The sequence below is a fragment of the Aeromonas dhakensis genome (assembly GCF_002285935.1).
Classification (GTDB): domain Bacteria; phylum Pseudomonadota; class Gammaproteobacteria; order Enterobacterales; family Aeromonadaceae; genus Aeromonas; species Aeromonas dhakensis.
Genome location: NZ_CP023141.1, coordinates 1,911,120 through 1,924,514, shown reverse-complemented (window position 1 = coordinate 1,924,514; position 13,395 = coordinate 1,911,120). Strand labels below are relative to the sequence as shown.

The window sequence follows — 13,395 nt, the reverse complement described above, 5'->3', positions numbered from 1 at the left end:
AAGCAAGAAAGTCGTCTCGCGACGACCGCAAAAGGTGAGTAAATGAATACCAAGTTTGATGAACTGCTGGAGTTCCCCTGCAAGTTCCCGTTCAAGGTGCTCGGCGTTGCCGACCCGGCCCTGCCGGACATGGTGGTGGAAGTGCTGCAGCAGCACGCCCCCGGCACCTACAGCCCGACCGTCCAGCCCAGCTCCAAGGGCAACTACCACTCGGTCCGGGTCACTGTGACTGCCCAGAGCAAGGAACATATCGAAGCCATGTATACCGCCCTCGGCAACATAGAACTGGTTCGCTACGTCCTGTAAGTCGCCTCTTTCGCCCCGCCACCGGGGCGACTGATTATTTGCCGCCGGCGACCAGCGCCGTGCCGGCCGACCCAAGCGCCTGTCAGTGAGGAAAGATGTCACCCCAAACTCCCGCCGAGTCATTACAGTCCGCCAGCCAGCTGCTGGTGAGACAGCTGGGCCGTCGTCCCTACCAGCCGGTATGGGATGCCATGAAGGCCTTCACCGACAGCCGCACCCCCGACACCCCGGACGAGTTCTGGGTGGTGGAGCATGACCCCGTCTACACCCAGGGGCAGGCCGGCAAGGCCGAACATCTGCTCGCCCCCGGCGACATCCCGGTGGTGCAGAGCGATCGCGGCGGTCAGGTGACCTATCACGGCCCGGGCCAGCTGGTGCTCTACGTGCTGGTGGACGTGCGCCGCAGCAAGCTGACGGTACGTGAGCTGGTGACCTGCCTGGAGACCGCCATCATCAATACCCTGGCCCACAGCGACATCAGCGCCTATGCCAAGGCCGATGCCCCCGGGGTCTACGTGAAGAACGAGCTCGGCATGGAGGCCAAACTGGCCTCCCTTGGCCTGCGCATTCGCAAGGGGTGCTCGTTCCACGGGCTGGCCCTCAACATCAACATGGACATGACCCCCTTTCTGCGCATCAACCCGTGCGGCTATGCGGGCATGGCCATGACCCAGACCAGCGCCCTGGGCGGCCCGCAGAGCGTGGCCGAGGCGCAATCCATCCTGGTGGCCGAACTGGCCCGCCTGATTGGTTATCAAACAATAACAAACACCGAGAGTGAATCATGAGCAAACCCGTTCGTATGGAGCCGGGCGTCAAGCTGCGCGATGGCGACAAGATGGCCCTGATCCCGGTGAAATTCATGCCGGATCCCAACGAGGAAGTGCTGCGCAAGCCTGACTGGATGCGGATCAAGCTGCCACCGTCGAGCCAGAAGATCGAGCACATCAAGAGCACCCTGCGCAAGAACAAGCTGCACTCGGTGTGTGAGGAAGCCTCCTGCCCCAACCTGGCGGAGTGCTTCAACCACGGCACCGCCACCTTCATGATCATGGGCGCCATCTGCACCCGTCGTTGCCCCTTCTGCGACGTGGCCCACGGCCGCCCGCTGGCGCTCGACCCGGAAGAGCCGAAGAAGCTGGCGCTGACCATCAAGGAGATGGGGCTGAAATACGTGGTGATCACCTCGGTGGACCGCGACGATCTGCGCGACGGCGGTGCCCAGCACTTCGCCGACTGCATCAAGCAGATCCGCGAGCACAGCCCGCAGACCCGCATCGAGATCCTGACCCCGGACTTCCGCGGCCGGATGGAGCAGGCCCTCGAGGTGTTCCGCGAGACCCCGCCTGACGTCTTCAACCACAACCTGGAAACCGCCCCGCGCATGTACCGGGTCGCCCGCCCGGGTGCCGACTACAAGTGGTCGCTGGAGCTGCTGCGCCGTATCAAGGAGATGCACCCCCATGTGCCGACCAAATCCGGCGTCATGATGGGTCTGGGCGAAACCAATGAAGAGATAGTCCAGGTGCTCAAGGACCTGCGCGAGCACGGCGTCAACATGCTGACCCTGGGTCAGTACCTGCAGCCGAGCCGCCACCACCTGCCGGTGAAGCGCTACGTGCCGCCCGCAGAGTTCGACGAGCTCAAGGACGTGGCCATGGAGCTCGGCTTCAGCCACGCCGCCTGCGGCCCCTTCGTGCGATCCTCCTACCACGCGGATCTGCAAGCCAAGGGGGAAGAGGTTGTGGGTTACAAAATTAAAAAGGACTGAACATAACTATTTTGTACCCGACAACGCATTAATGTACCGCCAGGACTGACGACCATGGCCATCACGAGGATTCCAAGGATCAGGGAGTTCCCCTCGGATGGCCGTTTCTGGCGCATAGACTGGTTCGGAGGCGTAGAAAGAAATCCCTACGTTCCCTCCGAACCGGCCATCCAGGTCCTGCTCAGTCCGCTTAGGACTTCCTCCTCCCTCTCCGATACCGATCCCGCCTCGGTCCGGGCGATAAACGCCCAGGAGCAGACGACCGTGCTGGTCGGCACCGGTCAGCTGCCGCTGCTGTGCATCGGCTCACTCTGGAAGGATGGCATCTGCCAATCTCATTACGCCGGCCGGGAGGAGACGTTCAAGGATTTGCTTGTCAGTCCCGGCACAACCCGGCTCGTCACCGCCAACCACCGGGTCGGCGGCGGCTGGCTCATCAGCCCCCGGTTTTACAGGTTTGGCGTCGGCAACGGCAAAACCCGGCTGATGGCCGTCACCTGGAATGACGATCCCCTGGGGCTGCTGATCCCCATGACCGAACTGCTCCGTTTTTACTATCTGGTTTCGACCGATCTTGCCCATACCGTGTTTTCCGGCGCCCTGAAACATGACATAGCTTCGGTTATCAGCCTCAAAAGAACCGGAACGCTTCCCGGGCAAAGCAAGTTCGTTATAGGATTGAGGCAACATTTCACGGACGACGACGCCTGGGTGCTCGCCAGGATACTCGCCTCCAAGGAGGCCTGGACCGGGGCAACCCTGCCGCACGACAGCATGATGCGCCATTCCCTCAACCACGAACCCCTGCAGCTGGAGACGCAGTTCCCGTTCTCCGGCCGCACCACACTGCAGGCCAGGTGCAAGCGCATCCAGTCCGACGACGGCAGCTGGCGGCATCTGGCGCTGTCCCTGACCCACTGCAGCGCCCCCTTCCCGTTCGACGATCTGGTGATAGACAGGGACAACGACAACACCCGCTCCCCTGCCGGAACCGATCTTCCCGACGCAGAGAAAAAGCCGGCGTTCGGACCCGGAAAGATCCGCTCAGAGGAATACCAGGGAAAGGATCTGCAAAACCGAAGCGAGCCGAACAAGCAGTGCTCCACCGAAATCATTCCCCTGCCGTCCTCCCGCTTTGACGCCATCGCCGGCAGGAAAGCCGAGAAACCGCCCAAAAGCGAATGCCGCTACGCCAGCCGGCTGATACCGGTGCAGACAGCCGTGTCCGGAGAGCTGGGGACCGGGACCGGCGAGAACAACGGTTCAGTCGTCGGAACCGGCAAGGTGGTCACGCAACATCAACGCCGCAAGGCCCTGCCGGCCAGCTTCCAGACCTTTGCCGCAGCCATCGAGGAGCTGGACAGACAGCCGGAATTCTCCGCCAGGATCCGGGAGCCGGATCCGCTGATCGAGTTTATCCCCCTGACCAAGCCGGCCGGTAAAAGGCAGTGGTCCTATCTGGATTCGGATATCCGTACCCGCCGGCGGGTGATCATCGCGGATATCTGTTACCAGGAAAGATGGTATTCGCTGATTGAGTTTGAACAACGTCAAAATGAACACTGTACGCTGGCATTGTTGTTCAACCAAACCCATGTGTTGTCTTCCAACATATCAATCCATCAGCTTCTAAGTGGATTGGCGATAAAGAATGGTACTTGGGCCAACGTTAGTATGCTTTATCCACAGGGAATACATGTTATATCACTTAAACATACATGGCCTAACCCAATACATTGTTCTAACGCTATATCAAGAAGAGTCACTGGCTTATATAGGGACAAGTTTCATGACTACGAATAACGATCTTATCTCGCCACAGAGTACAGCTCATATCTCAGTAATAAGTACAGCACCTGAGTCATCGACTAACCTAGATAGACAAGCCCATTCTGAAAGGCCAGAGGATTTTCACATGAAAATACACTCTGGCATGCTTGAGACCATGGGCCACAACATGTATTCATCCGTTGCAAAATGCATAGCTGAGTTCGTGGCAAATGCATATGACGCAGATGCAAAAAATGTCTATATAGAAATGGACTTTGACAAAATTGATTCTGCAAAAAGAATCATACGAAGTAAAGCTAAAGAAGACAAGAAGGCAGGTATACGGTCAGATATTTCGGCTATTTACGATCCTTTACCTTCAGACATTACGATAAAAATAAGAGACGATGGACATGGAATGTCTGCAAAACAAATACAGGATTTTTTTCTTTCGGTCACAAGAAATCGTCGCGAAGATGATGATGGAAAACCAACAAAAATATTTACTGAATCTGGCCTGCGAAGAGTAATGGGTAGAAAGGGAGTTGGTAAATTAGCCGGATTTGGTGCAGCAGAACATATCAAAGTGACTAGCAAAAGAGCTGGTGAATATTATTCCACAACCTTCGAAATGGACTACATCAACATAAAACAACATGATGATTTGGGAAATGCAAGATTTAAGGCCTCGTACGAAAACGACTTATCCTCAGATGATCAATTTACTGAAATCACACTCAGTCAACTTCGCTGCGACTCAATGAAAGCAAGTCAAGACAGGATAAATAACATCTTAGCGAGAACGTTTTGCATTCTAGATAAAGATTTTCATATATATCTAAACAATACCGTTGTAAAAGAAGAAGAGATTGACTGGGAGTTTTCTTATCCTGCTGGCAACTCCATGGACAAAATGGCATCTGAAATAGTACAAATAGATGAAGACGATACATTTTCCTTCCAATACCTCATAAGGTTTAGAGCGCGACCAGATGATTATGGTGCCACCGATGAAAAGAAGAAAAAAAGAGCTAGCCTCCCTGCAGAAAGAAGAGGTGCAAGAATATACTCCCATGGCCGTCTGACACATGGCCCAAGTCTTCTAAAACTACATTCTGGCGTCCATAATTTTCATGGCCAAGATTACATGGAGTGTATTGTAATAGCGGACGCGATAGATGAGTTTGAGAATGACTTCATTGTTACAAGCCGAGAGGGCTTGAACAAAGACAATCCTGTTGTCGACCATCTTTTTGATTCAGTGACTGCTCTGATGAAAACAGCATTAGCCGAACACTATAAATTCAGAGATAAAGAAATTGATAATAATTTGGATAATGATGATTTCAGCAAAGGAATATTAAGCCCACTTCAACAAGTAAACAAAAAGTCCCAAAAGGCTGCCAGACAAATCCTTAAGGTCATTGGGCGTGAGCATGGAATTAATAGTAGCACGTACAGAGAAATGGCACCTATCATGCTTCAGGCAGTCAACGCCAGTGAAGTTTTGACAAGGCTTATCGAGCTTGAAACCGATCCTAAGAGCATACCTGTCCTAGCTCACTCCTTAGTAGAATTAACGAGAATGGAAACCAGCGATCTTCTAAAACTCTACAGAGGACGATCCAAAGCTATAGGTGCGTTATATAAGCTACACACAGAATCAATATCAACACGAAAGGGTAAAGGCTACGAAAAGGAACTCCATGGTTTATTTAAGGACTCACCATGGTTAATACAACCTGAGTTTGCATCATATCTAACTAGCGACAAGCCGATGGGTGAGCTATGCAAAACATTAAATAGCATTTTAAATATTGATGATGCACTGACAGAAGAGGATTCTCTTGAAGATGACATGACAAGGCCTGACCTTGTCTTTGTTGCCGCGAATCAACCAAATCCAGATGACATTATTATTGTTGAATTAAAATCTCCAGGTATCGAGCTAGAGGTTAATCACTTAATACAGCTAGAAGAATACATGTTCAAAACCAGCGAGTATTTGACCACAAAACTGGGGAAGAGCGTAAGGGTCAGAGGCTATCTGATTGGCACAAAGCCCAATGCTGATACTAAAGCAACTGGAAAAAGACATCTTCTTCAAAAGATAACCGAGATTGGGCCCAACACGAAATATTCAATATTTGACATATTGGACTTGCTTACTAGAGCCCAGCAAGTTCACAAAAATGGCATCGAGATTTTTGAAGCGGAAGAAAAAAGACTAAACGAAGAACTGAATTAATAATTCAGCCCACTAAATTTAGTTTTAGTGGGCATTTATTTTATTTTTTATGAATCGCATCCAACAGATCAAATATTGAGCTAGCCACTGCATTGGCAAGAGGCACTGGAACACCATTTCCGATTTGCCTCGCAATTGAGCTTCTATCCCCAACGAACTCCCAAGAATCAGGGATACCTTGTATTCTTGCCCCTTCTCGCAGGGAAATAACTCTGTTTTCTGTTGGATGAATATATCTGCCTTTAGACGCTGACTGAAAAGAGCACCTTAATGTATTGGCTGGTTTTTCCCAATCCATTCTCCCCCACACATCGACGGCTTGGTTTCCCATTTTTATCCAACTAGGAGGGCAAAGGTGCGGAGCTTTTGACATCACATCTCTTTTATCACCCATGGGAGGAATGATTTTCATCCTCTCGAGCGCAATTCCTTTTGGCTCCGGCGCAATGTGGTAGTTGTCTCCTGTCGGTTTATTACTTAGCCCTTTGAAAGCGTCTCTTACGGTAAGACGATCCATTTTTTCTTCTGGCTTAATTGGGATACCAATAGATGAAAATATGGTGAAGCTTCTTAACCTTCTCTGCGCAACGCCATAAAACTCTGAGTTTAAAATCCAAGTGGTACACGAGTACCCAATTTTTTTAAATTTTCTTTTTAAAGTTGTAAAATACTTAGACTCAAGGAACTGTGGCACGTTTTCAATGAGGACAACCTTTGGTCTGTGCTGTTCAGCCCAATGATATACCGACAGAGACAGCGAATTCCTTTTGTCCTTAGGGTCTCGCCTTCCCAATGTACTGAACCCTTGGCAGGGTGGGCCGGCAACTAAGACATCATAACAAAGTCCATCTTTAACTTCTGTCACATCCCAAACTTGAGCAACGGGATCAATATTTTTGTTGTACGTAGCAACTGCCCGACCATCTAGCTCTGCCGCAAAGATACTCTGGAATCCGGCGTCCTTGAAACCACACCCCATCAGTCCAGCCCCTGAAAAAAGCTCCACTATCTTATAGGAATTCACTTTTTTGCACTCCTTGCGTCAGTAGCTATATCAGCAATCCCGTTAAGAATAGAGCTGAGCTGCCTTTTTAGATTCGGATGTTCTTCCAGCAACGCTTCGACTCTGTCGAACTCTTCACGTAGCTCTGATTTTATAGGATTTCTTTTTGAAACTTCTATCCCAAGAAATTGGCAAAGTTTCGCCACCCTCTCGTTAGCAACTTCGAACTTGTTGTTTTTTATCCTTAGAAGAAAATCCTTATTTAACTCAGGATGTTCCATGTAAAAAGGATCACGCTTTCTTTTGTGGTTGTACTGAGCAACGCAGCTACGAATGCTCCAACATCTGCGACTCAACTCCTTAGAGACAAGGAGACTTATCTCTTTGTTACTAAAAGCAAAATCGCCCATTTAACCGTCTCACCTATAAACTACAATTGATAAAATTGTATCATAAAAATGAGACAGTGCAAGTAAAATTAAACTGATAACAGTTGTTCAAAAAGCTTCTCCAACGTTGCGTCGTCTATTTCACACTCCCATATAATTATTACACTCCAACCCATTTCATTAAGTTTTCCCTTGACACTAACATCCCTTTCTTTTGTTTTTTTAAACTTAGTTATCCAGAACTCGGAATTCGATTTAGGAATCGTAGCTTTTCGACAACCAAGATGCTGATGCCAGAAGCATCCATGAACAAAAATTGCCATTTTCTTTTTTGAAAACACAATATCAGGAGAACCTGGAAGGTCCTTACGGCAGACTTGATATCTTAACCCTTTGCTGAAGAGATATTTTCTGACACGCAACTCCGGCCCAGTTCCTTCTCTGCGGACCTTTTTCATGATGTCACTTCTTTTTTCTTTCGAAATTTTTTCCAAAATCTTATACCAGTGCACAGTTCGACATGACTGATATAAATTTTAGAACGCATGATGGTTCAAAATAGTCCAACGGTAATTTTTTCTAATCTATGCGATAAAAGTTATATCGCTCCCGAAGTTTAATCGCTCCTTGCTATCGTCTCTGCATGAACCACCACGCCAGCCCCAGCACGTAGTGCCGCTCCTGTAACTCCCTATGCTCAAACGGTCGCCGGCTGACAGTCAGCGGCAGTACGGGCCTGCCACTGCGCAGGCAGAGATTGCGCTGCAGCGAGGGGAACTTGTGCTCCGATACTATCCGACGGCAGATCTCGTGCAGACGCGCCATGCAGCCGTAGTCGATACGCCCCGAGTTTACGAACTGGCGGTCTACCGCACTCAACCAGCGCTCCCAGCGCTGGAACACCCCCTGATGCCATCTCTCCAGCTCAAACGGCTGAGCGTCACTCAATCTGGCCTGGCATTGCCAGCACTCGTTCAGGCTCGGCGTGTCATACCGCCCAGGCCGGCCCTGCTCGATACGGTGAAAGGCGACCGGGGCGCCGCAGGCGTGACAGCGATCCAGCAGCAGGGTCTGGTGTCGGGGGCAGAAGGTGTAAAAAGCCAGCCGCCAAGAAAGGCGGTAATACGGCTCACTGTCCTCCCCCAGACACAGCGGGCAATACTGCATGCCGAACCCCTGGTGCAGGCGGTGGTATTGCCCAAGCAGCAGCACCCAGCGCAGTTGTCCTCCCCGGTTTCGATGCTCGAACAGCCTGCCCTCGAACAGCTTCATGGTGGCGTTGTCTGCCAAGTGGTGGGAGACGCCGGTTCCCGCCGTGATGGCCTGCAGGAGCCAGGGCGGTGCCAGGCGGTCGACGTCCCGGTTCCAGACCTGGTGCTCCTTGCCGAACACCCGGTCACAGAAGGTCTGGACCTTGAGGCCATTGTGATGGGCGCATCTCACCAGCCAGGAGGAGAGGCACTCCCCGGGCAGGGGCTTGGGATGGGCCGGCCACAGGGCTCCTGAAAGCACGTCAGTAGACCCTGTCGATACGGCGCTTGCGCTCGGACGGAGGTGTCCAGCCGATGCCGTCCAGGGTTTTGAGGTCGATCCGCTCCCGGCCGCTCAGCACGGCGTGGGCCGCGGCCTCGGTCAGCACCCGAGAGAGCTCGCCGATGTAACCCTCGCTCATGGCAAACAGCCGTGCAGAGAGGTCTGCGCCGTGCAGACGGGAAGGGTTGCGCAGGGGAAGCATCCGCTCGAAACTCACCAGCAGCCGCAGGAAGTCGTTGTCCGGCCCCCATCTCGACAGCACGACGGGCTCAAACCGGTTGGCGAGCTGGGGATCCGTCTGTATGGCCCGGAAGGCGTCCCTGGTGCCGACGCCGACGATGCTTATCTGCAGTTCGTTGCCCAGATACTTCAGGACGTTCAGAAAGGCCCTCTGCCGATTGAGGTTGCCGGCGAGGATGTGGTGTATCTCGTCGATGACCAACACCTTGAGCTCCACGTAGCGCAGCAGCTTCATCACCTGGAACTGCTTCTTGTCCACCCTTTCGCCCGGCCGGTAGGGGGCGAAAAGCAGCTCCAGTATGGCGTTGTAGAAACGCCCCTCGTCGGGCACCGGCGGAGCCTGGACCAGGATCACCGGCGGGATTGTCCCGGGCCGGATGGGCCTGTACGAAACGCCTTGCCAGCATGGTCTTGCCATTGTTGGTGTCGCCGACCAGCAGCAGGTTGGGCATGCGGTGGGTGCGGGGATGGGCGACCAGCTCCTCCAGTCTGGCCAGAATGGACTTGGCCCTGGGATAGCCGATCCAGCGTTCTGAGCGGATCTTCAGGATCCGCTCCTCGTCCGGCAACGCAAGCAGGGCTCTGGCCGAGTCGTTGAGGTGTTCGAGGTCGCTCATGACATGTCGTCCATCTCGTCGAACGGCTGGATCTCCGGCTCGTTCACAAAGCCTGTCAGGGCCGGCATATCCCGAACGCCTGCCGTCGGTTTCTCGGCTGAGCCGTGCAGCCGCCGTCGCTGGGCTGCCCTGCGGGCCGATTTGGTTTTCTCCACTGCCTTCTGCTCAATCTCCCGCATCCGCTCGTAGGCGCCGAAGATCGCCCTCTCGTTTATCTCCCCGCCACCCTGGGCCTGGGCGCTCTTTCTGGCCTCACGCAGTTCCCAGATGCTGATCGCCGGATGGGAGGTGTCACGATAGGGTATGGGGTAGTAACTCTGCAGTTCGGGATCGTAAAACCAGATGACGCTGATGTCCCTCGGGTCACTCCGGAACATGAACTTGCGCTTGCGCCTAGACTCCAACGCATCCCTGGCGTTGATCCACCTTCGCAAAACGTCGTGATAGTAGTGGACCTCGTCGATGACGACGCCGTAATCTTGCACGGTGCGCAGCTCGAACGGCATCAAGTCCAGCCTAAGCCGGTCCTCGTCCGCCACCTTGGCCGGCAGCCCACACCCGGGATTGTCGTCGTCGCCGAAGATGCCCTTTTGATAGACGGCCATGGGGCTGGCTCCCAGCGAGGAGTGTACCTTCTGGTGGTAGACGTCGACGATATAGGTAGTCAGCCAGGTCTCGAATTCCGACAAGGTCAGGGATGCCTTGCCTTCCGAGTCGTAGTCGCCCCTCTCCCTGGTGTTGGAGAAGGTGGTGCCGGGCAGCTCGTGGATCTCCTTAGAGAACGTGCCCAGGGCCCTTTCAATGTGGGCGCCGAACTGGGGGCGCCCCACGGGCCGCCATTCGAGATCGATACCATACTCCTCGCAGGCCCGCTGTAGCATCTCCCCCCTGAACTCCTTGGCATTGTCGGCATGGATCTTCGCCGGCAGCCCCCACACGGGCCAGCCGCTCCTGACATCGTGCCCTGACAGCCAGCGTTCCTTGGACAGGAAGGCGTGCACCAGGCAGAGCCCCGTCGACATGGCACCCGGCGGATCGAAGGATACGTAGAAGCCAGTCACCACCCGGCTGAACACGTCAAACGCCAGGGTGATCCAGGGCCGCCCGACCGGCCTTCGGTAATGATCGTCCACCAGTATGATGTCGATCTTGGTGTGGTCTATCTGCACCACGGACAGTGGCCAGTCGGCCCCGGGGAACTTGCCCTCGTGGGGCCGGAAGTCGAGATCTGCGGTCTTGCGCCCCAGACGTCTGGCGGTCACCAGTTCCCCCGACAGGGCCCTGATGCGGTTTCTGACGGTGTTGTCGTGCGGCGGCGGCTCGCCCGCCTCCAGGCAGCGGCGCCTGACCTCCTCACACACCTTGCGCTGGGACTTGCGCTGCTTGGTGAGATACACTGCCGCAATGGCCTCCCGGATCAGCTCTTCAACCGCTTCGTTTATCCGTCCCTGTCCCTTGTCACTGCGGCCTTTGGGCAGCAGGGAAGAAAGCAGACCGCTACCTTCGTAGGCTCTGAGCCAGACATAGAGGGTGTTGACGTGCAGCGAGTGCTGCGCGGCCACAGCGGCCACCTCGGCACGGGTCCGGGCAGGTTTGTTGAGCAGCGGTTTGAGTATCGCCAACCTGGACTTGGCCAGCGCCCAGGAGCACTCGTCCACCGTACTGATATCCGGCCTTATCTGCCCGGTTTTCTCCGGCACCGCAAGTTCGGACACTGGCGCGGTCAGGATCTCCCTGGTCGTCTCGTCCACCAATTGCACCTCGGTGAACGAGAGCACCTCCACGATGCGGTAGGGGTGGTCTTTGAAGGCGACCGCCTTGCCCGGCCGCAGATCCAACAGCTTGGTCCCGCTCATGTGCCAGCACTCCATATCCTGTTCGCCATGGTCAGCTTTTTTCCGAGATCCGTCTCCACCCGTCCGGTCGCCACCAGATACCAAAGCACCGGCAGCAGACGGGCTCTTTCCGTCGTGTCCGGACTGAGCGAAGCCAGCAGGAGGGCCGGGGTGGAACTGCCCGATACCCGCAAACCATCCAGGACGGAAGAGACGTCGCCGGCGTCAGGACAACCGCGTCTCAGGACTGGCAACAGAAACCTAGCGTTGACCAGCCTAACCCCGCGGATCTCCCGCTCCGTCGCCAGCCGGAACCGCCATCCCCGCTCCCTGGCGTACCTCACCGCGGCTCTGAACTTGGATCTGTACTCCTGCCAGTTTGCGCGGAGGTCGTCGCGGTACTTCACCTCCCAGAGCACCGGACGCCGGCTTCCGTTCCGATAACACACCAGCACGTCCGGCGTGTAGGATCTGACCCTTCCCCTGCCATCCTGCCAGTTCAGCCTCACCGGCTGCACCTCGAAGCTCTCGACCTCCCGGTCGAACTCCAGCAGGGAAAGAAAATCCCGCTCCAGCGTAGACTCGAACATCACCTTTCCAACGGCCTTGCTGTGGGCGGCCACCCCGGTGACGTTTCTGTAATTCTTGGGAATGCTCCGTACCGGCATGGATCGTCCTTAACCAAACAGGCTTTTAAAATCAATGAGGTGACAGATCTAGGCATAACATATGGAGGGCCCTGGCGAAACATCGGGCAGGGCCCGCCGGGTGTGTGGCAGCACCGCCAAACTGACTCCATCCCGTTTCAAACCAGTACCGTATAACGTTGTATTGTTGCGCTCCACCTTCCCATATTAGCCATATAGTCGCGGATAATTGTGTGAATTTCGTCAGAAATGGCCGTACCAGTACATAGGAATTTTGGAATTCACAGAGGTCAAATAAGCCTCTGCCCGCCGACAGCAAAAGAGCGCCTTCTGGCGCTCTTTTTTATGCAAGTCGCAAAGCACATCCTGCTGGTTGGCGCCCCCGAAACGGGCATGTCGAGGGGCCTTGGTCGCTGTTATGATGTGGCGCCGTTATCGTCAACCGCCCAGGATATGCCATGTCTCAAACCCGCCTCTTCATCGTGCACGGTTATACCGCCTCCCCCGACGCTCACTGGTTTCCCTGGCTCAAGGCCGAACTCGAGGCCCGGGATGTCCGGGTCGAGGTGCTGGCCATGCCTGACCCCCACCACCCAAAGCCCGCCACCTGGGACGCGGCCATGGACAGCCTAGTGCGGGATCACGACGAGCGCACCTTCCTGCTCGGCCACAGCCTCGGCTGCATCACCATACTGCGTCAGCTCGACCGGCTGCCCGCCGGCAGCCAGGTGGGGGGGATCCTGCTGGTCTCCGGTTTCGATCAGCCGCTGCACACCCTGCCGGAGCTGGATCCCTTCATGACCCCGGATTATGACCCGGCCCGCATCATGGCGCTGGCCCCCCGCCGGGTGGTGGTCGCCTCCCGGGATGATGCCATCGTGCCCTATCCCTACAGCCAGCACCTGAGCGAGCGACTGTCCGCGCCGCTCTACAGCCTGGAGCATGGCGGCCACTTCCTCGACCGGGACGGCTTTCTGACCCTGCCGCTGGTGCACGACCGGCTGCTCGCCATGCTGGCGGAGGGCTGAGGCAGACA

General features: G+C 54.9%; 12 protein-coding genes and 1 pseudogene. 6 read left to right on the top strand and 7 right to left on the bottom strand.

Annotated features, from left to right (window positions below):
* The first annotated feature begins 42 nt into the window (after positions 1-42).
* The 5 genes from ybeD (at position 43) to CK627_RS09420 (ending at position 6,095) form a co-directional block, all read left to right on the top strand.
* Complete coding sequence (ybeD, locus tag CK627_RS09435; protein ID WP_005298227.1) at positions 43-306, top strand: DUF493 family protein YbeD; 264 nt, start codon at positions 43-45, stop codon at positions 304-306.
* A 95-nt stretch (positions 307-401) separates the two neighbouring features.
* Complete coding sequence (gene lipB, locus CK627_RS09430; RefSeq protein WP_095592190.1) at positions 402-1,094, top strand: lipoyl(octanoyl) transferase LipB; 693 nt, start codon at positions 402-404, stop codon at positions 1,092-1,094.
* Positions 1,091-2,077, top strand: a complete 987-nt coding sequence (gene lipA, locus CK627_RS09425) for a lipoyl synthase (RefSeq protein WP_095592189.1) — start codon at positions 1,091-1,093, stop codon at positions 2,075-2,077. The genes lipB and lipA overlap by 4 nt, the downstream gene beginning before the upstream one ends.
* 264 nt (positions 2,078-2,341) lie before the next feature.
* Positions 2,342-3,880: a hypothetical protein gene (locus CK627_RS22540; protein WP_157737166.1), complete on the top strand. Its 1,539-nt coding sequence runs from the start codon at positions 2,342-2,344 to the stop codon at positions 3,878-3,880.
* Positions 3,881-3,992: 112 nt separating this feature from the next.
* Positions 3,993-6,095 (top strand): ATP-binding protein, encoded by a 2,103-nt coding sequence (locus tag CK627_RS09420; RefSeq protein WP_157737165.1) that lies wholly within the window; start codon positions 3,993-3,995, stop codon positions 6,093-6,095.
* 40 nt (positions 6,096-6,135) lie between these two features.
* Here the strand turns inward: CK627_RS09420 and CK627_RS09415 are convergent, their stop codons facing one another.
* From CK627_RS09415 to CK627_RS09390, 7 genes and pseudogenes are all read right to left on the bottom strand, one after another.
* The gene (locus CK627_RS09415; RefSeq protein ID WP_095592187.1) at positions 6,136-7,119 is read right to left on the bottom strand and encodes a DNA cytosine methyltransferase; all 984 of its coding nucleotides are present in this window, start codon (positions 7,117-7,119) and stop codon (positions 6,136-6,138) included.
* Positions 7,116-7,508 (bottom strand): hypothetical protein, encoded by a 393-nt coding sequence (locus tag CK627_RS22535; RefSeq protein ID WP_157737164.1) that lies wholly within the window; start codon positions 7,506-7,508, stop codon positions 7,116-7,118. The genes CK627_RS09415 and CK627_RS22535 overlap by 4 nt, the downstream gene beginning before the upstream one ends.
* Before the next feature lie 68 nt (positions 7,509-7,576).
* Complete coding sequence (locus tag CK627_RS09410; RefSeq protein WP_302476481.1) at positions 7,577-7,999, bottom strand: very short patch repair endonuclease; 423 nt, start codon at positions 7,997-7,999, stop codon at positions 7,577-7,579.
* Between the two features lie 118 nt (positions 8,000-8,117).
* On the bottom strand, positions 8,118-8,999 hold the full coding sequence (locus CK627_RS09405) for a TniQ family protein (protein ID WP_095592186.1): 882 nt from the start codon (positions 8,997-8,999) through the stop codon (positions 8,118-8,120).
* Between the two features lies 1 nt (position 9,000).
* Positions 9,001-9,877: pseudogene (locus CK627_RS09400) on the bottom strand (TniB family NTP-binding protein).
* Positions 9,874-11,733 (bottom strand): TnsB C-terminal domain-containing protein, encoded by a 1,860-nt coding sequence (locus CK627_RS09395; protein ID WP_095592185.1) that lies wholly within the window; start codon positions 11,731-11,733, stop codon positions 9,874-9,876. Before CK627_RS09395 ends, CK627_RS09400 begins: the two are co-directional and overlap by 4 nt.
* Entirely contained in the window at positions 11,730-12,380 is a 651-nt protein-coding gene (locus CK627_RS09390; RefSeq protein WP_095592184.1) for a TnsA endonuclease N-terminal domain-containing protein, read from the bottom strand. The genes CK627_RS09395 and CK627_RS09390 overlap by 4 nt, the downstream gene beginning before the upstream one ends.
* 437 nt (positions 12,381-12,817) lie before the next feature.
* Here CK627_RS09390 and CK627_RS09385 point away from each other — a divergent pair, with 437 nt between their 5' ends.
* The gene (locus CK627_RS09385; RefSeq protein WP_095592183.1) at positions 12,818-13,387 is read left to right on the top strand and encodes an RBBP9/YdeN family alpha/beta hydrolase; all 570 of its coding nucleotides are present in this window, start codon (positions 12,818-12,820) and stop codon (positions 13,385-13,387) included.
* The last annotated feature ends 8 nt before the right edge of the window (positions 13,388-13,395 follow it).